Annotated in this window: 19 protein-coding genes; 12 read left to right on the top strand and 7 right to left on the bottom strand. The window is 41.9% G+C overall.

Annotation, left to right across the window (positions count from 1 at the left end; genetic code table 11):
• Positions 1 to 2: 2 nt before the first annotated feature.
• The 3 genes from gspE to gspC are packed head-to-tail and all read right to left on the bottom strand — an operon-like array spanning position 3 to position 4,532.
• Positions 3 to 1,547 carry a type II secretion system ATPase GspE gene (gene gspE / locus CWC18_RS11545; RefSeq protein ID WP_138592891.1) on the bottom strand — a complete coding sequence of 515 codons (1,545 nt, stop codon included), beginning with the start codon at positions 1,545 to 1,547 and terminating at the stop codon, positions 3 to 5.
• Positions 1,540 to 3,612: a type II secretion system secretin GspD gene (gene gspD / locus CWC18_RS11540; RefSeq protein WP_138592890.1), complete on the bottom strand. Its 2,073-nt coding sequence runs from the start codon at positions 3,610 to 3,612 to the stop codon at positions 1,540 to 1,542. Before gspD ends, gspE begins: the two co-directional genes overlap by 8 nt.
• A gap of 26 nt (positions 3,613 to 3,638) precedes the next feature.
• Entirely contained in the window at positions 3,639 to 4,532 is an 894-nt protein-coding gene (gene gspC / locus CWC18_RS11535; protein WP_138675302.1) for a type II secretion system protein GspC, read from the bottom strand.
• A 211-nt stretch (positions 4,533 to 4,743) separates the two neighbouring features.
• On the opposite strand from gspC, the gene hslR reads away from it, so the two are divergent.
• The 5 genes from hslR (at position 4,744) to hemN (ending at position 11,556) form a co-directional block, all read left to right on the top strand.
• Positions 4,744 to 5,154 carry a ribosome-associated heat shock protein Hsp15 gene (hslR, locus tag CWC18_RS11530; RefSeq protein WP_138592888.1) on the top strand — a complete coding sequence of 137 codons (411 nt, stop codon included), beginning with the start codon at positions 4,744 to 4,746 and terminating at the stop codon, positions 5,152 to 5,154.
• A 10-nt stretch (positions 5,155 to 5,164) separates the two neighbouring features.
• Entirely contained in the window at positions 5,165 to 6,010 is an 846-nt protein-coding gene (gene hslO, locus CWC18_RS11525; RefSeq protein WP_138592887.1) for an Hsp33 family molecular chaperone HslO, read from the top strand.
• A 262-nt stretch (positions 6,011 to 6,272) separates the two neighbouring features.
• Positions 6,273 to 7,811 (top strand): phosphoenolpyruvate carboxykinase, encoded by a 1,539-nt coding sequence (locus CWC18_RS11520; RefSeq protein ID WP_138675301.1) that lies wholly within the window; start codon positions 6,273 to 6,275, stop codon positions 7,809 to 7,811.
• A gap of 230 nt (positions 7,812 to 8,041) precedes the next feature.
• Positions 8,042 to 10,072 carry a methyl-accepting chemotaxis protein gene (locus CWC18_RS11515; protein ID WP_138592885.1) on the top strand — a complete coding sequence of 677 codons (2,031 nt, stop codon included), beginning with the start codon at positions 8,042 to 8,044 and terminating at the stop codon, positions 10,070 to 10,072.
• A 116-nt stretch (positions 10,073 to 10,188) separates the two neighbouring features.
• Positions 10,189 to 11,556: an oxygen-independent coproporphyrinogen III oxidase gene (gene hemN, locus CWC18_RS11510; protein WP_138675300.1), complete on the top strand. Its 1,368-nt coding sequence runs from the start codon at positions 10,189 to 10,191 to the stop codon at positions 11,554 to 11,556.
• Between the two features lie 58 nt (positions 11,557 to 11,614).
• Here the strand turns inward: hemN and CWC18_RS11505 are convergent, their stop codons facing one another.
• Positions 11,615 to 13,240, bottom strand: coding sequence for a cyclic peptide export ABC transporter (locus CWC18_RS11505; protein WP_138675299.1), 1,626 nt, complete (start codon positions 13,238 to 13,240; stop codon positions 11,615 to 11,617).
• Between the two features lie 123 nt (positions 13,241 to 13,363).
• On the opposite strand from CWC18_RS11505, the gene fhuF reads away from it, so the two are divergent.
• The 6 genes from fhuF to CWC18_RS11475 all read left to right on the top strand — a co-directional run bounded on the left by fhuF (position 13,364) and on the right by CWC18_RS11475 (position 19,983).
• Positions 13,364 to 14,089: a siderophore-iron reductase FhuF gene (fhuF, locus tag CWC18_RS11500; RefSeq protein ID WP_138675298.1), complete on the top strand. Its 726-nt coding sequence runs from the start codon at positions 13,364 to 13,366 to the stop codon at positions 14,087 to 14,089.
• Positions 14,090 to 14,192: 103 nt separating this feature from the next.
• On the top strand, positions 14,193 to 15,413 hold the full coding sequence (locus CWC18_RS11495) for an isochorismate synthase (protein WP_138675297.1): 1,221 nt from the start codon (positions 14,193 to 14,195) through the stop codon (positions 15,411 to 15,413).
• Positions 15,410 to 17,020, top strand: coding sequence for a (2,3-dihydroxybenzoyl)adenylate synthase (locus tag CWC18_RS11490; RefSeq protein ID WP_138592880.1), 1,611 nt, complete (start codon positions 15,410 to 15,412; stop codon positions 17,018 to 17,020). The genes CWC18_RS11495 and CWC18_RS11490 overlap by 4 nt, the downstream gene beginning before the upstream one ends.
• An 8-nt stretch (positions 17,021 to 17,028) precedes the next feature.
• Entirely contained in the window at positions 17,029 to 17,895 is an 867-nt protein-coding gene (locus CWC18_RS11485; RefSeq protein WP_138592879.1) for an isochorismatase family protein, read from the top strand.
• Positions 17,895 to 19,229 (top strand): condensation domain-containing protein, encoded by a 1,335-nt coding sequence (locus CWC18_RS11480; RefSeq protein WP_138592878.1) that lies wholly within the window; start codon positions 17,895 to 17,897, stop codon positions 19,227 to 19,229. Before CWC18_RS11485 ends, CWC18_RS11480 begins: the two co-directional genes overlap by 1 nt.
• Positions 19,219 to 19,983 carry an SDR family NAD(P)-dependent oxidoreductase gene (locus CWC18_RS11475; RefSeq protein WP_138592877.1) on the top strand — a complete coding sequence of 255 codons (765 nt, stop codon included), beginning with the start codon at positions 19,219 to 19,221 and terminating at the stop codon, positions 19,981 to 19,983. Before CWC18_RS11480 ends, CWC18_RS11475 begins: the two co-directional genes overlap by 11 nt.
• A gap of 75 nt (positions 19,984 to 20,058) precedes the next feature.
• Here the strand turns inward: CWC18_RS11475 and CWC18_RS11470 are convergent, their stop codons facing one another.
• Positions 20,059 to 22,071 carry a TonB-dependent siderophore receptor gene (locus CWC18_RS11470; protein ID WP_171041093.1) on the bottom strand — a complete coding sequence of 671 codons (2,013 nt, stop codon included), beginning with the start codon at positions 22,069 to 22,071 and terminating at the stop codon, positions 20,059 to 20,061.
• A 307-nt stretch (positions 22,072 to 22,378) separates the two neighbouring features.
• The gene (dapE, locus tag CWC18_RS11465) at positions 22,379 to 23,560 is read right to left on the bottom strand and encodes a succinyl-diaminopimelate desuccinylase (RefSeq protein WP_138675295.1); all 1,182 of its coding nucleotides are present in this window, start codon (positions 23,558 to 23,560) and stop codon (positions 22,379 to 22,381) included.
• Between the two features lie 279 nt (positions 23,561 to 23,839).
• Between dapE and CWC18_RS11460 the strand changes: the two genes are divergently transcribed.
• Positions 23,840 to 25,075, top strand: coding sequence for a lysine N(6)-hydroxylase/L-ornithine N(5)-oxygenase family protein (locus tag CWC18_RS11460; RefSeq protein WP_171041092.1), 1,236 nt, complete (start codon positions 23,840 to 23,842; stop codon positions 25,073 to 25,075).
• Positions 25,076 to 25,340: 265 nt separating this feature from the next.
• Here the strand turns inward: CWC18_RS11460 and CWC18_RS11455 are convergent.
• On the bottom strand, positions 25,341 to 26,285 hold a 945-nt coding region (locus CWC18_RS11455), incomplete at its 5' end, for a thioesterase domain-containing protein (protein ID WP_138592873.1).

Below are 26,285 nucleotides of genomic sequence, written 5' to 3'. Positions count from 1 at the left end.
GCTTAACCTTCCTCGCGAGTCACTCGCAATACTTCTTCTAGCGTTGTCTTACCCGCTAATACGCGCGAACAACCATCTTGGCGAATACTCGGGCTATGTGTGCGGATATATTTCTCTACCGCTTGTTCACCCTTGCCGTTATGGATCAGCTCTCGTATATGCTCATCGACAATCAATAACTCATGGATCCCCGTTCGGCCTTTGTAGCCGTTGTAATTACACTCTTCACAACCAACTGCACGATAAATGGTGGTGTTCTCTCCCTTTGGAATGCCAAGTAATTCACACTCTCCATCATCCGCGTAGTGTGCTTCTTTACAGTTAGGGCACAAGGTTCTCACTAAGCGCTGTGACAACACACCAAGTAAAGATGATGAAAGTAGGAATGGCTCAACGCCCATATCTTCCATTCGGGTAATCGCACCTGAAGCGGTATTTGTGTGTAATGTTGACATCACTAAGTGACCAGTCAAAGATGCCTGAACTGCAATCTGACCTGTTTCTAAATCTCGAATCTCACCGACCATGACCACATCCGGGTCTTGACGCAGTATCGCCCGTAAACCCCGAGCAAATGTCATATCAACTTTTGCATTAACTTGGGTTTGACCAATACCGGGGATCTCATATTCAATCGGATCTTCGACTGTGAGAATATTTCGGTCTTTGGAGTTTATTTGGCTCATACCCGCATATAACGTGGTACTTTTACCTGACCCCGTTGGGCCTGTAACCAAAATAATACCGTGTGGCTTAGCAATAATACCGGCAAACAATTCACGGTTTCGTTCAGTCATCCCTAAATCTTCGAGGTTCAAACGCGCATTATTTTTATCTAATAGGCGTAAAACAACACGCTCGCCAAAGCTTGAAGGCATCGTTGATACCCGGACATCAACGGCTCGACCTGCTATACGTAAGCTGATCCGGCCATCTTGAGGAATTCGCTTTTCAGCGATATCAAGCTTCGCCATAACTTTAATACGCGATACCAACAAAGAGGCCAATTTACGATTCGGTTTTAATACCTCTTTCAGCACACCATCAACCCGAAAACGGATCACTAATGCTTGTTCAAAGGTTTCAATGTGAATATCTGATGCACCTTCTTTTATCGCTTCGCTGAGCATCGCATTGATCAATTTAATGATTGGAGCATCATCATCTGCAGCCAATAAGTCTTCCGTTTGTGGAAGCTCTTCCGCCAGAGAAAATAAATCAACTTCGTTGCCAATGTCTTCCATCATTTGCTGCGTTTCAGAACTATCACGTTGATAAGATTCTTCCAACAGCAGCTCAAATTTATCATCATCCAATTGTATTAGCTTAAAGCCACCACCAGCGACACGGCGAACTTCCAATAATGTATTGACTGAAAGCTCCCCCCGATAAAACACAGTCAGCTCATCAGGGGTTTCACTGAGTAAAACCCCTTCTCTTCGTGCATACGCAAACGGTAAACGTAAACGTCCACCTTGTTCGCTATCATCTTGCACTGGCACCTCTGCACTTACTTCAGCCAGCGTATCAAGTTGGCTATCAGTCATTACTTTCTTGCTCTTTATTGTTCTTACCACTTAAGAATTCTTCGTACGTCGGTGGTAATACCAATGCATCATCCCACTCAGGTAAAATAGGCGTATCTTCCGATGGCATCAATTGAATACCCGCTTCATTACGCTTGACTTGTTCGCTGCGGATAAAGTTATATTTAGCGTGGCTCAATTCATTCATGCTACGACTATCACGTACAATCGTTGGGCGAATAAAGACTAATAAGTTACGTTTGCTCTTTTTGGTGTTGGTTGACTTAAACAAGTGACCTATAAACGGAATATCTCCTAACAACGGCACTTTAGAGACACTTTCTTGAACATCTTCATCGATCAAGCCCCCTAAAATAACCATGCCACCGTCATCAGCAATCACCGTGGTATTAATCGCACGTTTATTGACGGAAATATCAACCGCTGTTGCCCCGCTGACACTCGATACTTCTTGTTCGATGGTCAACTGCACTGCACTGCCATCATTAATTTGCGGGGTTACTTTAAGTTTAATACCCACTTCTTGACGGTCTACGGTTTGGAATGGGTTAGAATTATTGTCACCCGAGGTTGAACCAGTAATGATAGGAACTTCTTGGCCCACAATCATCGACGCTTCTTCGTTGTCCATGGTGGTAATAGAAGGAGTGGCTAGAATGTTAGATTTCGTATCCGTTGAGATAGCTTGAACAATCGCGCCCCAGTCATTTTTAACAATACCCATAGCCAAGCCATTAACACCGCCAAGCAACTTGCCCAAAGGACCTAAGTCACCTTCTTCGGTTCGCACAGTGTTAGACACCGCATTATCATCAGTACCAACAATGGTCCCTTTAACTTCTTTGTCTTGCGCCAACTTCGCGGCAACAGCTAAAGACCCCACAGGCACTGTGCTGCCGTTATTAAATTGCAGCATACCGCCTTTTTCTGAGATCCATTGTAAGCCAAAGTTAACACCGTCGCCTTCTTGTACTTCAACAACGATGGCTTCAACTAACACTTGCGCACGGCGAATATCTAGCTTTTCGATGACGGAAGTTAAAGAGCGCATGGTGTCTGGTTGCGCCGTGATAACCAGAGAATTCGAATCAGCGTGGGCCTCAATACTGGTATCATTTCTATTATTACGAGAACGAGACGATTTATTATTACCGGCTTTCTTCTCTTCTTGCAGCGTTTTACTCACCCCTTGTAGCACTTTAACTAGGTCTTCAGCGGTCGCATAATTAAGATAAAATACCTTGGTATTACCTTGGCTTTCCAGCTCGCCGTCTAAACGCTTTATCAAATCAGTCGCACGGCTACGCGCTTGAGATTCACCACTGACAATCACACTGTTAGTTCTGTTATCTGCAACCACTTTTGGGATCAAAAACTCAGGCACACTGTTTTTACCTGTGCCTTTATAAATACTTTCAACTACTTTGACAACATCGTCTGCCGTTGCATGTTTAAGATTGATGATCTCAACACGCTTGTCACCTGCTTGGTCAACCGACCGGATAATATCTACTAGTCTATTCACTGATGCAGCATGGCCCGTTAACATCATGACATTCGCAGAACTAAAGTTTGTAACATGCCCACCGTCTTTTTGATCACTAAATTGCCTGATCAACGGGCCTAACTCTTGAACGCTGACATTTTTAACACGAATAACGCGTGTTACCATGACATCGCCATTACCAAACTCTTGACCTTTAACCAGGGGCACGTTGCCCTTTTTGCCATCAGAGCTACGTACGACTTTTAGCACACCGCTGTCCATTTCCATGACAGAGTAGCCATATACTTCTAATACATTCAGGAAAAATTGATAATAGATGGCTTCATCCATCAACTCATAGCTGCGCACGTTAATATTACCACGCACATTCGGGTCGATAATGATGGTTTTGTTTAAGTTTTTGCTGATAATGTAAATGAATTCATTGATATCAGTCCCCTTAAAGTTTGCTGCATATTCAACAGCAGAAACTGACAAAGATATACCAGCGGCAAACATGAGAGCTGCATACTTAGCTAACCCTTTTTTGATTGTTGTGAGGTGTAGCTTATTACCCATTTTTTTAAACTCCAAAATTAGTATCTTTACAGGCTAAATTGCACCGACATAGTTTGCCCATCTCGTTCAACTGTTATGCTTGCATCTGAGCTATTCCGTAGCTCATTCATAGCAGACATAGCCTGTTTCATATCCGTGAGTTGATAGCCGTTTATTGCAACCGCTAAGTCATTATTTTTGAGCCCCATTTCACGAAAAAGTTCAGGGTCTTTGCCTGGGCTTAATCGATATCCTATGAGCTTGCCATCCTTCATCGCCCGAGAAATTCTTATATAATCAAATAATTTGCCAGGCTCTTTCAATAATTCATCACGACGATCTGCTAACTGTGACGTAGCACGTTCACTTATTTTTCTATTGCTAGAGGGAGCCTTATTTGCTTTTGATGCGACTGGCATCGCCACATTTTTCGAATACTCTATGCCGTCTAACATCAATGTTTCAAATCGGCCACTGACATCTAAAATAACGCGATCGGGTAATACTCTAGATAATTTGGCACGCGTGCCTTGAATCGCTTCTTTCACTTCATAAGTTGATTGTCGACCTTGAGATTCAATAATCGCTAAGCCTGCACCATCGTCTAAACTCACCGCAACAATACCGGTCAATCTCACATTTAACGTTGTCTCAGGTGCATCAGAGATAATGGGTTCTGGCTTTACTTGTGCTTTGGCATCAGCCCGGCCGAACAAATGTTGAGCTGTAATTGTTTGAGTATTTATTGTCTTATTGCCCGCCGCATAAACAGATGATTGACTCAGAAGAGGCTGATTAACTGGCTGTGGCCATAACAACCAGAACATTTGTGATAATAGATAAGCAATATACACAACAACTAGCAGCACGACTGCACGGCTCAACTTAGCGTGAGGTAATGCCAATAAAGCTTTCTGTAACTGGTGTAGTTGTAATTCCATATGCGACTTTTCTTATTCTACGGTAACAGCCCAGTGTACCCTTTAAGCAAAAATTCAACAAGCACCCAAATATGACACTTTAAGTTACTCAGAATACACACTCAATAATGCAGCTCAAGCCTATCGTAAGGCCTTCCTTGCAAACTTTTGTTCAATGTCAAAATATGTTAGATTTCGACTATTAATTCACACTCTACATGGTTAATAAATTGTGACTAAAAATTCATCTGTATCAGACGAAAAAAATGTGGGAGTCAGACTCGACAAATGGCTTTGGGCCACTCGGTTTTATAAAACAAGAGCGCTCGCACGTGAAATGATACAGGGAGGTAAAGTACACTATAACGGCCAACGCTGTAAACCCAGTAAAATCACTGAGGTAGGCGCTACGATAAAGCTTGCACAGGGCTTCGATGAAAAAGAAGTAACTATTTTAGTGCTTTTTGACAAGAGACAAGCCGCGCCAATAGCCCATACAGCGTACCTAGAGTCGGAATATAGTATCCGTAAACGCGAAGAAAATGCCATCGCAAGAAAAAACAATAGTTTTTTTGCACCACATCCTGTTAACAAACCGGATAAAAAGCAAAGACGCGAACTGTTAAAACTGAAATCAAGCTAGGATTTAATCAATGCAACCCGATTTACTACATCGCTATATTTTTGACGAACTTGATGTTCGCGGCGAACTTGTCCAAATTTCACAGACCTTTAACGACATTGTCGCAGGTCATGACTACCCAGAGCCCGTGAAGCACTTATTAGGGGAATTGTTAGTCGCGACCAGTTTACTGACTGCAACGCTAAAGTTTGAAGGAGACATTGCTGTGCAACTGCAAGGCGATGGCCCGGTAAAATATGCTGTTATTAATGGTGACCACCAACAAAACATGCGTGGCATTGCACGCATGCAAAGTGAAGTAATGGGCAGCCGTATCTCCGATTTAATGGGTCATGGCCATATGGTCATCACGATTACACCGATTAAAGGCGAACGTTACCAAGGTATTGTTCCGCTAACGAAAGACACATTAGCAGAATGTATTGAAGACTACTTTACACAATCAGAGCAGCTCACCACTCGACTATGGTTTGCGACCCAAACTGATACCGATAATGTGAAAGCTGCGGGTCTATTTTTGCAGGTTCTGCCTGTTAATAAGGAGAAATCTCAACAGGATTTTACCCATTTAGAGGCGTTAAGCCATACGGTAAAAGATGAAGAGTTATTAGAGCTAGACGCACAGACAGTGTTAACTCGTCTATACCATGAAGATAACCCACAGTTGTTTGAGCCACAGGAAATCAACTTTGTTTGTGGTTGTAGCCGTGATAAAACCATTGCCGCATTAGTGAATGTTGGCCAAGAAGCGTTATTAGAAGATGTACAAGCGCAAGGCGAAGTGGTCATTAGCTGCCACTACTGCCTAACAGATTACCGCTTCGATGAACAAGATATTCGCAATATTTTTAACTAAATATACGGTTGCACCTAAATTGAATACCAAGCCGTCAAAATGACGGCTTTTTTGTGTTTAAAAAATGATACCGGTGTCATTTAAATGTGACTTTCAATGACACCGGTATCATTGAAATTATTCAAGTTTTTTGACAAATTAATGTGATTTCAGGCCCTACAAAGGCTCGAATATCTCAATATCATCTGTTACTATCAATTCAGCTTAAGGTTAGTAAGAACTCAGAGCTATCCCGTTCAATTCTCACATTTTAGGTAATAACATGACTTCAAGCGCTACTCGTTTTGTCGATTTAACTGCAGCTGAACTTGTCGAACTCGCCATCTCTCGCGGCGAAGGAACTTTGGCAGCAAACGGAGCATTCGTTGCAAAAACAGGCCGTCGCACTGGACGCTCTCCAAATGACCGTTTTATCGTTAAAGAGCAAAGCACTGAAAATGATATCCAATGGGGTAAGGTCAACCGCCCATTCGATGCTGATAAATTTGATGCTCTTTGGACACGTGTTGAAGCACATGTGCAAAGCGGTGACCACTTCGTCTCTCACCTTGAAGTGGGTGCTGATCCTGAGCATTATTTACCAGTTGTGGTTACCACTGAAACTGCGTGGCACCACATTTTTGCAAAAAACATGTTTATTGAACCTAAAAAATATAACAGCGCCGACTTACCACAGTGGCAAGTTATGAATGTGCCTTCATTTGTTTGTGATCCTGAGCGCGACGGCACAAATAGTGATGGCACTGTGATCATTAACTTTGCAGAACGCAAAGTATTACTTGCTGGCATGCACTACGCAGGTGAAATGAAGAAATCGATGTTCTCTGTACAGAACTTCTTGCTTCCTGCAAAAGGCGTTCTACCAATGCACTGTAGTGCTAACGTGGGTGAAGCAGGTGATACTGCATTGTTCTTCGGTTTATCTGGCACAGGTAAAACAACATTATCAGCGGATCCAACTCGCTTCTTAATCGGTGATGATGAACATGGCTGGGCACCGGGCAGCGTATTTAATATCGAAGGGGGTTGTTACGCAAAATGTATCGACTTATCTCAGAAGAATGAGCCTGTTATTTGGAATGCCATCAAGTTTGGGACAATTCTAGAAAACGTTGTATTAGATGAAAACCGCACCCCTGATTTCAACGATACTAGCTTAACGCAAAACACGCGTGCTGCTTATCCACTGGAGCATGTTGAAAAGCGTAAAGTTGAAAACCGTGCTGGTGAGCCAAAAGCAGTGGTATTCTTAACCTGTGACGTAAGTGGTGTTTTACCACCAGTGTCTGTTTTATCTGAAGAAGCAGCTGCATACCACTTTTTAAGTGGTTATACCGCAAAGGTAGGGTCAACGGAGATTGGGTCAACATCTGATATTGAATCAACTTTCTCGACTTGTTTCGGCGCACCTTTCTTCCCACGCCCTGCTGGCGTATATGCAGAGCTACTTATGAAGCGTGTGCGTGAATTTGATGCAAAAGTATACCTTGTGAATACAGGCTGGACAGGTGGCCCTTATGGCATTGGTAAACGCTTTGATATTCCAACAACTCGTGCTGTCATTGATGCGATTGTATCAGGTACTTTGGCCGATGTTGAAACAACGCACATTGAATCACTGAACCTAGACGTGCCAGTGGCTGTACCAGGTGTTGATGCTAATTTGCTTAACCCAATCAATACGTGGGAAGACAAAGCTAAGTATGCTGAGTACGCTGCAAAATTAGCAGCAGATTTCCAAGAAAACTTTACGAAGTATGACGTCTCAGACGCCATTAAACAGGCTGGCCCTCGCAGCTAACTTGTTATCGAGTTTTACTAAAAACGCCCTCAGTGGGCGTTTTTTGTTTATACACTAAACCTATTCCACACTCATCAGTCGTTGGTATTTCGCAATAAATCATTACAAGTGTGAATAAATACTGACAGATCACCCGCGCTATTATTTGTTATCAGTGCCTCAAAAGTGGTAAAGCACGCAGAGTTATGGTTTGATTAAGCTTTGCTCAATCCTAATAAAAAGAATATGACATGCTTGAAAACTTATCTTTGAGGAAAAAGATCCTCTTGCTTATTGGCGGTACCATCTCCGTTTTACTTATCATCGCCTCAAGTTATTTTGTTAACCATATCGCTTCATTATCACGCAATAGTATTGAAAGAGAAGCGCAAAGCCATCTGTATTCAGAAAAGCTCTCTATGGAAGCATTTTTTGCACAATACGGTAAGTTAGTCACGACTTTTGCTAATAACACCAGCTTGGTTAATTTCTTCAGCCAATATGACCAAAGAGAAAGTAAGCTTGACACTCAACCTGGTTACCTTGAGGTCAATAAAGACTTCGTTAACCTGACAGTGAACGATGATAATATTTTATCAACCTTCTTTGCCTCCGCCATCACCGGGGAGTACTTTAAAGAAAACGAGCGGACCTCTCGCTTTTCTGATGGCCGCGAGTATTACGCATATAAGCGGGGTTGGTGGCCAGAAGCCATGAAGATGGGTGGCTTACATGTTAGCCCTGTCTCGGTGGATGCCAATACGGGTGACGTCTCTGCGGTGATAAAAGAGCCTATCTATAATGATCAACGTCAGCTCATTGGTATTGCCGGTATTGATTTGCAAATGGCCAATGTCAACGCGCTGGTAGAAGACATTCGATTTAATAATCAAGGGTACGGGTTTTTATTAGATAGTGATTTAAAAGTCGTGCATTTATCAGAGCAAACAGGCCATCAATTATCCATTACTGATGAAGGCCCCAATGGCAAAGAGGGATTGGATGGATTAGAAAAGCAATTCAATAATACCTCTGGCTTTAATGCACTCAATAGTGCAATAAAAAATAACGCTGCGGGCACCGCATATGTCATGTTTAAGGGAAATGAATACTACGTAATTTTTAATAGTGTGCAATTAGATAGCCCTATTCTCGATTGGCATGTTGGACTCATGATCCCTGTCAGCTTAATTAACGCACCAGTAGAAGAAGCGGTCATGACCACGACTGTTTCGGTCATCGTTATTATCTTAATTATTGTATTAATGATTTTATGGGCCACACATTTAATTACCAAACCCATTACCACATTAACAGAGACAATGAGAGAAATAGCCTCTGGAGATGGCGATTTAACACGCCGTATCAATATCACCAGTAAGGATGAAGTGGGGCAATTAGCTCAGCACATGAATACCTTTATTGATAAATTACGTGCCATGATGCTAGATACCGCAGCGCAAGCCTCACAGCTGGGCAACGCATCAGAACAACTCAGTGCCGTCTCATCCAGTACCAATCATGAAATTCAACAAGAAAAAGAGCAAGTTGATAGTGTAAGTGCGGCTGTGACACAAATGGCTGCGACTGTCACCGAAATATCACGCAATGCACAAGAGACTAACCAAGCAGCTGAACTGGTGCAACGTATGACAAATGAAGGCACCACTCGCTCAACTCAAGCACAGGCTGATATGACCAATCTAGCAACTCATATTGGTGAAGCTGCCAAAGTTGTCGCGGGGCTTGAGCAAGAAACCAGTAACATCGGTGCAGTGATTGATGTGATCAATAGCATCGCAGAGCAAACGAACTTACTTGCGCTTAATGCCGCTATTGAAGCGGCAAGAGCCGGTGAACAAGGCCGTGGTTTTGCGGTTGTAGCTGACGAAGTACGCTCTTTGGCGAGTCGTACACAGGAATCTACTGACGACATTCAAAAGATGATCTCTAAGTTGCAGCAAATAGCGCAACAAGCATCCACCATGATGCAACAAGGACAGCAGCAGGCTGAAGGGTCAGTATCGCAAACGCAAGATGTACTCGACTCGCTGCAAGATATTTCAGGCTCAGTAACCACAGTACAAGATCAAAGCCATCAAATTGCCACCTCGACAGAGCAGCAGACCGTGGTTGCAGAAGACATTAACAGCAGCTTAAATGCCATCAACGACTTAGTAAACAGTACCGCTCATCACGCCCACACCTTAGCTGATGAAGCAAAGGACTTAAATGACTTAGCACGGGCCTTAAATAGCACGGTGAATCAATTTAAGCTTTAAACACCTGCCCACAACACATGCCAAAAGCTGGCATGTGTTGATTTGCGATAGATCAACACGCAGCATCCACTTCTCTTTTACACTATTCATTTTTAGTAATAGTGAGTGCCGTCGTCATGAATACACCTACCTGGGATGATACCCTGATCAATAAATATAATGTGTCAGGACCAAGATACACCTCTTATCCCACCGCATTATCTTTACAAAGTGGCTCCCAGCAAAGCGATTTACTCACTGCCATTGAGCGTTCAAGCAGCCATTCACTCTCACTGTACATTCATATCCCTTTTTGTCACCAACTCTGCTATTACTGTGGTTGCAATAAAATAATCACTCGTCATCAATCAAAAGCCGATGTCTACTTAGATCACCTAGAAAAAGAAGTTCAATTGCAAGCACCTCTTTTTAAAGCGTATAAAATAGAGCAACTGCATCTCGGGGGAGGAACACCGACGTTTTTAACTGCTACACAAATGACACGGTTAATATCAATATTAGAGCAACATTTTTACTTTCAAGATGATGCACAGCGGGGTATTGAAATAGACCCACGCGCTTTAGAGCAAAATATGTTGAAGACCTTACACACGCTTAAATTCAACAGAGTGTCTTTTGGCATTCAAGACTTTAACGATCAAGTACAAGCTGCGGTCAATCGTCCACAGCATGTTGATGGTGTAATTACCTTAGTTCGTCAAGCGCGTGAACTCGGTTTCGCGTCAATTAATACCGATATGATTTATGGTTTACCTCACCAAACGCCTGAAAGCTTTGCTGATAGCATCAAGCAACTCATTGCCCTGAGTCCTGATCGTGTCTCGGTTTTTAACTATGCGCATCTACCAGAGCGATTTGCTGCGCAACGTAAACTGAAAGAGTCTGACATGCCAACCCCTCAGCAAAAGTTGGACATATTTAAAAATACCCTACTGCAAATGAATGAGGCGGGATATCAATTTATTGGCATGGACCATTTTGCCAAAAAAGCGGATGAACTCGCCATTGCGCAAAACACGGGTAAACTGCATCGTAACTTCCAAGGCTACACAACACATGGCGAGTGTGACTTACTTGGTTTAGGCGTCTCGTCAATTTCACAAATTGGCAACGCCATACTACAAAACCATAAAGCGCTAAAAAGCTATTATCAGACGATTTCAGAAACAGGCTGCGCACTGAGCAAAGGCGTGATACTCAATCCCGATGATGTACTTAGAGCTGATATCATCAAACAACTTATTTGCCATTTTTCATTGCGTATTGCAGACATTGAACATGCCCATTCAATTCATTTTTTTGAGTATTTCGAGCGGGAGCTCAAAAGCTTACAACCCTTGATCGATGACGGGTTAGTCATACTGTCTGAGTCTCATATTACCATTACTCGTAAAGGTAACTTGTTCATTCGAATTATTTGTATGTGCTTTGATGTCTATTTACAAAACCAACTACAAAACACCCGTTTTTCTCGTGTGATTTAAAAATGAAATAAAAAAAGCCCGTGTACATTACGCGGGCTTTTTGTTGTATTACTTCCTATTAAGCAATACTTTGCGTGTTCTTCATCACAGGTACTTCTGTTAATTTACCATTTTCCATCTTCAGCAACCTATCAGCCAAATGGAAGTACTTGTCATCATGGGTGATCACCAATACCGTTTTACCTCTGACCGTAAGTTCTGGTAATAATTCCTTATAAAATACATCTTTGAATAACGGATCTTGATCGGCCGCCCATTCGTCAAATAAGTAAAATGCACGATCTTCTAAATAAGCAACAACTAATGCTAAACGCTTTCTTTGCCCCTGAGATAAGTCTCTGGTGGTAAACGCACCATCCTTAATAGCCACTTTATGATGTAAGTTTAACTTTTTAATAAGTGCATTACCCTTATCTTCTAATGCTTGATTAGCAACGCCTAATAAACGGTCAAATAAATAAAAATCCGTAAACACTGTGCTAAATAGTTGGCGGTAATTATCTAAACTGGGCGCCTCTATTATGGTGTTATCAACAGTAATATGTCCATTGTTAGCGGCATACAAACCACTAAACACTTTCGCAAAGGTGGTTTTTCCACTGCCATTGCCTCCGACTAAGTAAATTAACTCTCCGGCATTAATCGTCAGATTTATAGGGGAAAGCGCAAAGACTTCATCACTTTGTTCATGGTAATAACTATGACTTAATTCTTTAACATGTAGCTGAGAGAAGCTGGTTATTTTTTGATTGGAATACTGCTCTATTTGTTCAAGATCATCTTGAAACTCCGCAATTGTCTTGGCTGATGCTTTCGCTTCAAAAGCACGCGGGATCGCTTCGAGCATAACCTCCAATGGAGTAAGCATGTATAAAAATAACAGCGCAAATCCTGACATGATCTTGCCACTATCAGAGTCAACGCCTGACAAGTAATAAAGCGTCCCACCAATAAAAGCAAAAATACTAAACCCACCCCAAGACGCAGCTAAATGGTAAATACTCGCCCCAGCGACTCTACGCGTTTTCAATTTATCAATGGCTTGGCCTAAGACGTCCTTTAAAAATACTTGCCGTTTGCTCTGATTCAATTTAAGTTCTTTTGCACCCTCGACAATCGCATCAAAGTGTACAAAAAGCTCATCTTGCAACCTTGCTGCTTCTGACACCTTTTTATACGCCTTCGCATTTGCCAAACTGTAACCTGCAGAGCCCAAAAATAAGGTTAATAAAGCAAATAAAAACACCTGCCAATCGAGCCAAGCCATATATCCCAGACTACCCAGAACAATCATGGCATTCGTCAGTATGTTAGGTAAGTTTTTAAAGAAAGTAGCAACTTTTAAGCTATGCTCCGTGAGGCATGATTTAATTTTTGCGCCCCCTTGCTTTTCCATACTCTCTAATTTGGCAGAAATAACCAGCTCTGCAACCTGACTTCTTATCACAGCCTGACTTTGTTCACTCAATTGTTCTGATATAAGTTTAGAAAACAATTGCAAAGCCACTCCAGATATCGCCAAAACTGCAAAGTAGATAAACTTTTGATCTAGCTGGTCACTTTCACTATTAATGATCTCATTAATCAGTGCGACAAGCGATACACTGATCAATCCAAACAGCACACTGCTCGCAGCGGTAGCGAGAAAACGCCAACGCGTTTTTTTTATTAAATGCCCTAACACAATTAACCCTAACTTAGTTCAATTAGATACAAGACGAGGATCCAGTAAAAAAATTCAGTGTCAATTCGTCTTAGTCATAGAAAGTTCACTTATACACATAAACTAAAGGCTCTATACCGTCATATGCTGCCCATTCTATCCCCTTATTTAAGCGGCCCTTTTGCCAACTATGGTAAAGGGGTTGGCTTACACACTGGACATACTGCGTTCACGCTTGATGAGCAGATGAAAAATGGCATGCTACGCCATGAAGTGAGTACTTTTGCACTGAGCAAAGGAGTAGCAAAGTCAAGAAGCCAAGCCTCTGTTTGGCATATGCATTACACTTTGCAAATACTTCCCAGTATTATTATCGCCCATACTGTTTTACAGCAACCGCTGACGTTATCGTTAAAAAGCGTCTTTTGGCATACACAATTACAACAACTACAGCTGCCAGATCAAGGTATGAGTTTATATGGTACAAGCATAGAAACCCGCTATTCAGACCTCATTTTCAATCATTTAGCCCCGCTTCATGATTGGCTAGAGCAGCATTTTTCGATCTCAAATAAAGTGCTTTGGAGTAATTGTACTTTTCGGTTCAACCAATTCTTACATGCTATTGAGCACGCACTCGGTCACTCAGAACACTTGGCAAACGAAAAGCGTATGTTGCTGAGTGAGCGTTATATCAATGGCCATATTAACCCGCTTTACAGTAAACCCATTATGCTTACAAACTCTTTCGGCACCTATCGGATCCGTAACCACTGCTGCTTATTACATGATGTCCCAAATAAATCTCACTGTAATGACTGCCCTAAATTACCAAAGCATATTGCACACTACAGTGCTAATCGCGAGTAAGAGACTAAATCTTTTGCAATGACCCTCGTCTTGAAAAAATAATGTTTGCGTCAGATTACATCGTTAATCTGCGCACAGCTGTACCATCACGACAAGGTGACTTATGTATATGAAGCATGCTTTTGAAATGCCAGACCCCAACAAAACACTAAACTTTCAAAGTCAACGCGACTGTTTATTTATGTCTGGGGAACAATGTATTGTTACCCAAGGGATCAAAAGTCGTTTTACATCACCTATCAACAATACTCAGCAATTAGTTGAAACCGTGCAGCAGCAGCTCACTAAGCAACCAGAGGGTACTTTAGCGTTTGGAGTTCTGCCTTTTTGCAAAACACAACAAGCCCACTTCATCATCCCAAATAAAACCACACGCTGGGAAAGACCGGCCATCAGTAGCTGGTTAAAGGCAGAGCTAAGCACCTTAAATAAAAAAGTAAATCACATAGAAGCTGTGACATATTTACAAAATCAAGCGCAATTTAAGTCATCCGTCAATGCTGCAAAACAGCTATTTTCCGAAACAACATTAGAAAAAATAGTCCTGAGTAAACAAGTCGATCTCACGTTTAAAGACCCAATAAATAAAGAGCTTGTTTTATCACAGCTGCTGCAACAAAGTCGCAATGGTTACCACTTTTCATTTCCTGTCAATGATCATAGAACACTCATGGGGGTCAGCCCTGAATTGCTATTAGCCAAGCATGGCCCACATGTTTTAAGCAACCCATTAGCTGGATCAATCCCCAGAGCAGCTTCAGCGGAGCAAGAGGCCAAGCATAAAAAAGCACTTTTTAACTCCCATAAAGATCGCTTTGAACACGCTGTCGTGATTGAAGATATGGAAAAAGTGCTTACCCCTTTTTGTAACACATTAGATGTGCCACTCGAACCCTCGCTATTAAGCACAGCAACTATGTGGCATTTATCTACCGAATTAAAAGGTGAATTACAAAACCAGCATACGCACATTCTTGATATCGCTAATAAATTACACCCATCGCCTGCTTTATGTGGCAAACCAACTAAAGCAGCCTACTCACACATTTTAGACCTTGAAAAACATAGTCGAGATTTATTCTCAGGTATTATTGGTTGGTGTGATCAACATGGCAATGGCGAATGGGTGGTGGTGATCCGCTGCGCCCAACTTGAGAAATATCAAGCTCGTTTATTTGCGGGTGCAGGTATCGTATCGGCCTCGGAGCCAGCCCTCGAATGGCAAGAAACAGATGCTAAATTAAAAACAATGCTGAATGCATTAGGCTTAGAGCTAAAAGATATTCAGCAATTATCCAACCTAAAAGAGAAAGCTGAATTATGAGCATTGAATACACTCCTTGGCCAACCGATTTAGCACAGCGATATCGTGAAAAAGGGTATTGGCAAGACAAGCCATTAACTTGCTTACTTGAAGAACAGCTCGCAACCAATAGTAATGGTATCGCGCTCGCAGATGGCAAGCGCTCGGTTAGTTACCAGCAATTATCGCAATATAGTAGTAATTTAGCCGCTAGTTTGGCGCAAAAAGGCTTAAAGCAGCACGATACGGCTCTTATCCAACTGCCCAATTGTATTGAGTTTTATATTAGCTACTTTGCGTTGCTTAAACTCGGCATCGCACCGGTGTGCGCACTCTTTAACCATCAAAAAACCGAATTACAAAGCTACTGTGAAATACTACAACCTACGCTCATTATAGCCTCTTCTATGCATGAGCTATTTAACGATGATCAATTCACTCATAAATTATTTAATCGCTTTAATTGCCTTAGCACGGTGATAGTAGATCATCACAAAGGCAATAGTGAATTAAAACAGGCCTACTTACTAGATCAGCAGTTCAATGCTCCCGCGTTAAATCCCAGTGACGTCGCGTTCTTTCAACTAAGTGGTGGCAGTACCGGTACACCCAAGTTAATACCTCGCACCCACAATGACTATTTATATAGTGTGGTTGCCAGTGCAGAAATCTGCCAACTTGATGGCGAAACACGCTATTTATGTGCCTTACCCGCACCACATAACTTTCCGTTAAGTTCACCTGGTGCGCTTGGCGTATTCCACGTGGGAGGGAGCGTGGTACTGGCAGCTGATCCCAGTCCAACGAGCTGTTTTTCATTAATTGAGCACTACCAAATAACCCACACAGCATTAGTACCACCAGCGCTCCAGTTATGGCTCAGTCATGCGGCGCAAGCTGGATATGACTTAACGAGTCTAAAACTCATCCAAGTGGGTGGCGCAAAGCTGAGTATTAGCGTTGCTGAACAAGTCGAACCCATTTTAGGCTGTCAATTACAGCAAGTATTTGGCATGGCTGAAGGCCTGGTCAATTACACACGTCATGATGACGACATATGGTCTGTCATAAATACTCAAGGTAAACCCATTAGCCCTGATGACGAAATTAAAATTGTTGATGAACAAGGAAATGACGTTCCATCAGGTACCGTTGGCAGATTGCTTACGCGTGGGCCATACACTTTTAGGGGGTATTATAAGTCTCCGCTCCACAATGCTGATGCGTTTGATGATGAAGGGTTTTATAGCTCCGGCGATCTAGTTAAACAGTTACCATCAGGACATTTAGTTGTTGAAGGTAGAGACAAGGATCAAATAAATCGCGGCGGTGAGAAAATTGCCGCCGAAGAGGTGGAAAATTTACTTTTAGGTCATGACGACATTGCACATGTGGCTATCGTGTCGATGCCAGACAGCACCCTTGGAGAGAAAAGCTGCGCCTTTATCGTACTGCAAGAAAACCCAACAACCAAACTGTCCGCCTTAGTGCTGCGAAAATACTTACGCCAATTAGGTATCGCTGATTTTAAAGTTCCGGATAAATTCCAATTCGTTGCAGCACTGCCATTAACTGCAGTCGGTAAGGTCAATAAAAAAGCACTGCGTGCTACATTTGAACAACAATAAGATTAATTATGAGTATTCCAAAGTTAAGTCATTACCCATTACCACGAGAAGCACAACTGCCCCAGAACCGTGTTGAGTGGCAAGTTGATCCGCAACGCGCTGCGTTGCTTATCCATGATATGCAGCATTATTTCATTAATTTTTACGGTGAGAACAACCCCCTAATCGATGCCATTATCGCCAATATACAAGCATTAAAACATTATTGCTATGAGCATGATATTCCTGTTTATTACACTGCTCAGCCTATTAAGCAAGGCACTCAGGAACGCGGTTTATTACGTGATATGTGGGGGGATGGCCTACAAGACCCAACGCAGCAGCCTGTCATTGATGCACTTGCCCCAACTGACAAAGACATTGTTTTAACCAAATGGCGTTACAGTGCATTTCAAAAGTGTGATTTTGAGGAACGCTTAATAAGCTCAGACCGCGACCAATTACTTATCGTCGGCATTTATGCGCATATTGGTGTAATGACCACCGCCGTTGATGCATTTATGCGTGATATTAAACCATTTGTCATAGCCGATGCCGTTGCTGACTTTAGTTATGATGAACATCAGATGGCGCTGAATTTCGTTGCGCAGCGCTGCGGAAAAGTCGTCAATACCGCGCAAGTATTAGGTGAAGAAACATTAGATTTAACCTCTCTTGACGGGCTTAAAGCACATATTCTGCCACTTATCGACTGTGAACCAGATGAATTTGATGAATTCGAAAGCCTGATTGACTATGGGTTAGATTCAGTACAAGTCATGAACCTCATTGCATTGTGGCAACAACAAGGTATTGAGACTAACTTCATCGAACTAGCGCAAATTCCAACCCTATCTGCATGGGTTGAATTGCTGGAAGAACGCAAGGACGCCTAATGACTCAACCAATAGCAAAACCTCTGCCACTGACGACATCTCAGCATGCCATGTGGTTACTCCACACCATTAGTGGCCGAGGTGAGTTATTTAATGTTGCTGAATGTATGGTATTCAAAGGTAAAGTTGCAGCAACGACGCTGCAACATGCTTTCAATCATGTTTGGCAATCCAGTGATACCTTAAGTTGTCGCTTTCCGCATGATGCAGATTACACACCGGCGTTACAACCGACACATACGCCCCCTGTGATTGAGGTCATTCAACTTGAGCATGATATTGAACACATAGCTGAATATGCTCAACAATTTATGGCTCCAAAGTTTTGCCAGTCATTTGACTTATCATCACAGCCACTAATGCAGTTGCAACTCCTTAGAGGAGAGTCTCAAGATTATTTGATGATTTTAGCGCACCACTTATTATTAGACGGCTATGGATTTGGCCTATTTAGCCAAGCATTGAGTCGCAGCTATAACGCACTCATGAAAAATAAAACGCTGCCAAATTTACGCTTTTCTGATCAACAAACCTTGCTGGAGGCACAGCAACAAACCGCCTATTTAGCTACGGTTGATTCGGCACGCGAAACATTAAACCAATGGCTGGATGATATAGGCGAAGTTCACAGCTTTAGCGACAGTAAAGCCGACGTCACTACCGTAAATAAAAGAACTAGTCAGAAATTTACGCGCACTCAATGGCAAACTATTCAATCGGCCGCTTCATTAATTAACTCTAGTAGCTCGGAAATACTATTAGCTGCGATCGCCGCCGCATTAATTGCTAAAACTCAGCATTATCATGTCACACTCGGCCTTATCATGATGAATCGTCAATCAATGGCTGAGTTATCAGCGCCTTGTGTACAAAGCAATGTATTACCTTTACCACTGAACTTAACGAAAAGTATGACATTGCAAGACACCACCACATTAGTGAACCTGCAGATAAAAGCATTGAAACAATTACAAAGCTACCGGGTAGAGTCTTTAAAACGCGACCGGCAAAAGCAAGGTAAATCATTGACCGTCTTTGGTCCAACCATTAACTTGCTGCCGTTTACGAGCAACCCGAAATATGCAGGCATTGAAACCCATAGCCATATTCTCAGTGCGGGCACCACTGATGACATCATGCTGCAAATTCATTTGCTAGGTGATACCCCTGCGAACATTGACTTTGATGTGAACGAAGCACGGTATCAACCAAGCCAAGTCAATGCCATCCAAGCACAGGTTTTTGATGCCGCGATACACTGGGCAAATCAGCCGACTCTTACCTTATCTGAGCTTGTACAATGTCTTATAAAGGAGCCTGAGTATGTCGTTTGATGCACAATTAAAGGCAGAATACCAAGACAAAGTCGTGTGGATAACCGGAGTAGGTCAAGGGATTGGGCTCAGCGCTGCGCAGCATTTCGCAAAGCTAGGGGCCAAAGTCATCGGCTTTGACAAACACTTCAGCGATACCGCTTGTCTCTATAAATCTGTACAGTGTGATTTAGCAAAATTAACGGAACTAGAAGCAATATTAAGTCAATTGGTTGCTCAAGGTTTAGCACCTTATAATTTGATTAATGTCGCAGGCGTTTTAGAGTTTGAAACCATTGAACAACTCTCTCTCGCGCAATGGATGCAATGCCAAACTATTAATAGCAGTGCCGTTTTTTTATTTATAAAAGCCTGTTATGAACACTTTAAAACCACGCAAAACGGCAGCATCGTCACGGTTGGTTCAAATGCAGCGAATACCCCTAGACAAAAAATGGCAGCGTATTGCGCATCCAAAGCGGCGGTTACTCAGTTAACACTCACTGCGGGATTAGAGCTTGCTAATTATGGCATACGCTGTAACGTGATAGCCCCTGGTTCCACGCTCACCCCGATGCAAACGGGCATGTGGCTAGATGAGTCTGGTGCTAACAATGTCATTGCAGGTTTTGCCCAAGAATATAAACTGGGGATCCCATTACAGAAAATTGCCACTGCGAATGAAATAGCGCGTAGTGTTGTTTTTATTGCGTCAAAGCTCTCCTCACACACCACAATGCAAGTGCTTACTATTGACGGCGGCGCCACTTTTTAAGCCTATTTAATTCGGTTTATCATTAGCAAAAAGGAGGCATATGCCTCCTTTTTTGGGTATCACTGTATGGCGATCTTAGAATCGATAATTTATCTGTGCAGAGTAATTACGAGGGGTGCCAGGTCTGCTACTAAACCACGAAACCTTACCTTCATATTCTTTGTCAAATGCATTATTAATATTTGCTTTAATACTTAGGTTATCCGTCACGTCATAGCTTGCCACTAAACCAATGACAGTATAAGCACTTAACTCTGGATAGCGAAAGCTCCAATCAGGGTTAGCAATAAAGCCATGCCTTTCACCCGTCCAATTAATAAAGCCACCGACCGTTAACCCTGCTAACGAGCCGTCAAACTCATAATCCGTATTAAACTTAGCCACTTTATCAGGCACAATTTTAGAAATACGGCCTTCATTGTTATCTGACAGACTTAAATTACTATACGCGATTGATGCGCGCCAATGATCATTAATATAACCACTGATTTCAATTTCATAGCCTTTCGACTCTACGCCATCGACTGACTTATAAATACGGGCTGCTGCTGCGCTCGTGTCTGTAATAGGGAAATTTTCTTGATTAATCTTAAATAAAGCCACATCAATATTTAAATTACCATCAAGTGTTGAATAACGTGCACCGATTTCCCTATTTTTACCAACGGTTGGATCAAGTAAATCGCCATTTTTATCGAACACCATTGGTAATTCAAAAATGTCGGTATAGCTGCTATACACCGAAACCGCTTCTGTTACATCATAAGTTGCGCCAATGTATAGGCTAGTATCACTATCGTTGACCCAATCACTCAAGATATCGCCAGCGCCTGCACGTGAATCAATGTCTTTATAATTTGCACCCAATAGAATATTAAGCGATTCCGCAAAACTTAAATTAGCCGCAATACGGTAGTTCTTAGATTCTTGTTCTGAATTGGTGATTGAAGGATCAGAAAATAACGGTTTTGGAATACTTAAGCTACTGCTAGGATCATTCGCATTTATATCAGGATAGCTCGGAGGAAATGTACGCGTTTCAATTTCTGAAAAGCTGGCATCTGCTACACTAAACGTGACATTATGCTCACGGTTTAAAAGTATAAAGTTACCGGTTAAATTGATCTCAGCCCGCTCACTTTCATTCTTGCGATCAGAGTGATTAAAGTACGAATAATAGAATCCAGACTCAACATCCGGTAATGAATCTGCACTAAAATAAATACCGTCTGATTCAACATCTGAGCGATGGTAGCGGCCCTGAATGGACCAATCATCATTCAAAGAATATTGTAGATCAACCATCACACTATCTTGATTGACATCTTCATACACCCAGCTTGGGTTGTCATTGTGACCAATGTCACCGTGAAACGCAAAGCCATCGTTATAGCTAAATGGTAAACCGCCTGAATACTCATCCAGTTCATCTTCTTGTTGCGACCAAAATACAGAAGCCGAAAGGTCATCAGTTAACTCAGCGCTGATTGTCCCGTAAATCACTTTACGTGCGGTATTAACACGCTCTTGAAAAGAATCTACGTTTTCGTAAACCGCAACCGCACGTGCTTTTATTGAACCATCATTGGTCAGTGCACCTGTCACATCCCCCTCAACTCGACGCTTACCCCAAGAGCCTAGTTCAGCATTTACGTAACCAGAAAAACCCTCTTGTGCGCGTTTTTGAATAAGATTAACAGTCCCTGACGGCTGGCCGACTTCCTGTAGCATACCTGTTGAGCCGCGGATCACTTCAACCGTCTCAAACATACTGGCATCAAGCAATGAACTTTGAAAAGAGCGACCCGCCGAGACCATACCGTCAACTAAATAACGGTTCATCGCAAAGCCTCTTGCATACGTAAAACGGTCACGCCCAGAAGGTGAAGGATCTGTATGAATTGCCGTACTGTGTTCTAACGCTTCACCCACAGAGTTTAAGTCATACAATACAATATATTCAGCATCAATTAAAGAAATCGATTGTGGTGTATCACCAATGGCAAGCGGTAATCCTGTTGCACCAATATTACGGTAGTGTTTGCCAAGTACTTCTATTTTTTCAATATCGTTTACTTCGCTATTCACATTGACATTATCCGACGCATAAACAGAGGCGCTGAGTAATACAGCAATACTTATAGCGATTTTTCAAACTCTTGTCATTCGACCCTCATCATCATTAAATAGTAACTATCTTTGACGACGTGACAAAATTATAGGAACAAAATTTATAAAGGTTCGAAAAAAACACTTAATTAACAATGGTGTATCATTTAAATCATAAGAACCGAAAAGCAGTTACTATATTGCCTAATACCTTCTCGTTAAAAGAGTCTATTGCCCCATGTTCGTAAAACACCTAGACCAAAGCAATTTCTCTGAAGGAACTAACTCACCTTTCATCAACACAAAATGCAGCGATTACTTGTTTGTAAATCATCGCTAAGTCACCAATATCAGAAAGTGATGCTGATTCATTAACTTGATGAATATTATCATTGCGCAACCCAAACTCAATCACTTCAGTGTGGCGTGACGCGATAAACCGTCCATCCGATGTTCCACCATCCGTCGTCAATATGGGTTTTATGCCTACTGTATTTTCAATCGCTGAATTCAAGGTATTTACAAACTTATTAGCTTGATTAAAGTAGGGAGCACAAGGTCGCTGCCATTCAATTTCAAAGCGAACGTCGTCACTGCGCAATGCTTTTTTTATCAATTGTTTCAGGGAGTGTTCCGAGTGTAAGCTACTATAACGAATATTGAAGCAAATATCCGTTGTACCCGGTACAGTATTATCTACAAACTCCCCACTATTGAGTTGAGTGATCTGTAAGCTAGTACCTGGCATTGTGATCGACCCATTATCCCACTCTAATGCCAATAAACGTTGGCTCAGCACAATGGCGCTATGCGCTGCATTTTGACAATTATGAGGATAGGCAACATGCCCTTGCTGCCCAAATACGCGAACATGACCAGATAAGGAGCCTCGTCGACCAATTTTAACCGTATCACCCAACTGCGACTTACTTGAGGGCTCACCAACCAAGCAATAATCAGGTAAGTACGCTGTACCCAATGCGTTTAGCGTATCCATAATACACGATGTACCATGTTCCGCTTCCCCCTCTTCATCACACGTTATTAGCAACATAATTTTGCCTTTATTGCACTGTGACAATAGTCCCTCTACAGCGGCAATAAAACAGGCTATGCCCCCTTTCATATCCGCAACACCTCGGCCATATAAACGCTCTGATATAATATTGCCAGCGAAAGGGGGACTGGTCCAAAGCTCTGTAGGTCCAGCAGGCACAACATCTAAATGGCCAGCAAACGCAAACGTTTTACCTTGGCCAAATGTTTGTGTTGCAATTAAATTACGTACACCATGCTTAGTTACCTCTTGGCACGTAAACCCTAATCCTTTTAGATACTGATAAACATAATCAAAGCTGCCCGCATCATCAGGCGTGATAGAAGGGAATCGCACTAAGTGCTGTGTGAGCTCAATCGCTTTGTTTTTAAGTGACAAATTATTTAGTTCGACATCACAAACGCTGGTCATAATTCTTCGCTAATCGCTGGTAGTAAATCGTCTAAAGTATGTCATCAACTTACGTATGCACATACTTTGTGTTAGACCCTCTAGACGAAGCAACAACAGAGAAAGTTAGACTATCGTAATTATTCCTAAATAAACTTTCTCTCACAACGCTGTTTTACCGCGATAAAATGAAAAACCACAAAGAAAATAAAGAAAACCTAAATAATTATTATAAGCTTTCGTCTCATGGTGACTACTAATAGTTACAGCAGCATGCAAATGCGCTTTGATGAGGCAAACATGAAATTATACGACGTTATCGGGATAGGATTTGGTCCAGCTAACCTAGCTTTAGCCATTGCGTTACAAGAGCAAGGTAAACTCACCGACAAGGTTTGCTTCATTGAGAAACAACCCAATTTCTTATGGCATGGTGGGATGTTACTTGATGATACGACAATGCAAATTTCTTACCTGAAAGATCTCGTAACGCAAAGGAACCCGACCAGTCACTTTAGTTTCACTAACTTTTTGCATCATCAAAATAGACTAGATAGCTATATTAATTTAAAAACGTTTTATCCATCAAGGTTAGAATTTAACAGTTATTTAAGCTGGGCCGCATCACATTTTAACGACTTCTGTCACTATGCTGAAGAGGTGACCGATATCATCCCTATCATCGAACAAAACGGGGTTGAGTTCTTAGCAATTACCACTCGTAACAGTGAAGGTCATGAGCAAACTCGCCATGCCAAGAATATCATTTTAAGCCCCGGTGGTAATGCAAAAATACCCGACGTATTTAATGATGTATTTCAGCATAAAAACGTTTGGCACTCGTCTCAATATTTAATGAATAAAGACAAAATAAAGCCCGGCGAAAAGGTCGCAGTAATTGGCGCTGGCCAAAGTGCAGCAGAGATCTTCGTGGATGTGCAAAATATTCCTCATCAACCGCAAGTCGACTTAGTTTTCCGTGCAGGGGCAATGAAACCAGCTGATTCAAGCCCATTTGTAAATGAAATCTTTGACCCTCGCTACACTGATTTAATGTACCAAAATACGCCTGAGCAACGCAGTGCATTTTTAACTGAATTTAGAAATACCAATTATGCAGTTGTCGATGAGCCATTATTAAATGATATATACGGTCGCCTATACACACAAAAGCTAAAAAACGAAACCCGTTTTTCCATCAAAAATAATACCCATATTGACGCAGCGACTCTCTCTGGAGATAAGATCTGTTTGACCCTGCGTCACGGACAGCACAATAGTCAGTTTGAAAAGTATGACCATATGATACTCGCAACAGGCTATCATTATTCCTCGCGACCACCTTTATTAGAGTCAGTAACTCAATGGTTAGAAAATGATATTGCCCGCGACTATCAATTACGGACTGTCGAAACCTTTAAACCTAAAATATTCACGCAAGGAATTAATGAAGCGACACATGGGATCAGTGATTCTCTTTTATCGATCTTAGCCATTCGCTCTGCTGAAATCGCCAATGCACTCGAACTAAGCTAAAATATCTCGCCAGTAACCCGATCATCAGTATTGGGTTACTTAACCTCTCACTTCACACTCATCACCCGCTTATCTTATTGGACTTTTCATCTTATACATTTTGATATAGTGCGCCTTTTCAGCTCTGTAATATTTATGGTCATTTATACCAGTGTTAGCATCTTCTAATCGTCTCTTTTCAAAGGATAAAAAGAAGACAATAAAAAATGCCGTTATCTATAAGAAAACGGCACTTTTACTCAGTTATTATTAAAGTAATTTACACTTATAGAAATTTTTCCATCGCTTGTTCAATGCTATCTAATACCTCAGAACTCATTACAATGCCTTGGTGATCATACTCCAATTTAGTTTCAGGGAGAGATTGATCCAGCCCACAATAGTAATTGGCAATACTTTCTGTAGATGTATCACTCGACCACCAACAGTGTATGCTTTCAGCGTTCACCACTTTATAATTTATTGGTCGACGTGAGATAGTGTACAAATGATATGCAACTTGAATTAATGTTACCAATTCTGTCGCTGGTAAATGAGTAATCTCGTCGCTAAAGCTCTCTTTATATTGCATCAATAAGTCAACCAATGGCATAACTGCTTCAGTATTGGTTGCAATATAAGTTTCAACAACAGCTTCAACCTCATCTTCTTGCGCAATAACATGTTGCATAACCCACTTTGAGACCCATTGATGCCACATTAAGACCTCGCTGTTTTGGTATTCAAATGGATTCCAACTGTCAATTAGTTGCACCATTGAAACTGTATGGCCCAAATCTGAAAGTGCATTTGCTACCAACAAAGCTATCGGTGCACCCATTGACCAACCAGCTAAATAATAAGGCCCTGATTGCTGATAACGTAAAATTTCACTCGCGTAGTGGTTTGCCAATTGTTGCAGATCAGATTGCATATCAAAAGCATCATCAGGTGCAATACCAATGCAATTTACTCGCCCTTCTAAACGCTGAGCTAGTGGTCGGTAAGCTATTGTGAGTCCACTACCTTCATGTAAACAGAAAAGGTTTGGCCCCGTCGTAATAACCGAATTCAAACTATGTACACTGGGGATCGCATCATTCAATAACGCGTTTACTAATGAGCTTAAATCTGGCGCTTGCCACAATAGTCTAATATTGAATGGTAGGTGATGACGCTGCTGCCATTGACTGGTTACCTTTAATCCATTAATTGAATCCCCACCTAGCGC

This window comes from Pseudoalteromonas aurantia, assembly GCF_005886875.1.
Classification (GTDB): domain Bacteria; phylum Pseudomonadota; class Gammaproteobacteria; order Enterobacterales; family Alteromonadaceae; genus Pseudoalteromonas; species Pseudoalteromonas aurantia_A.
This window is presented reverse-complemented; position numbering and strand designations above follow the sequence as displayed.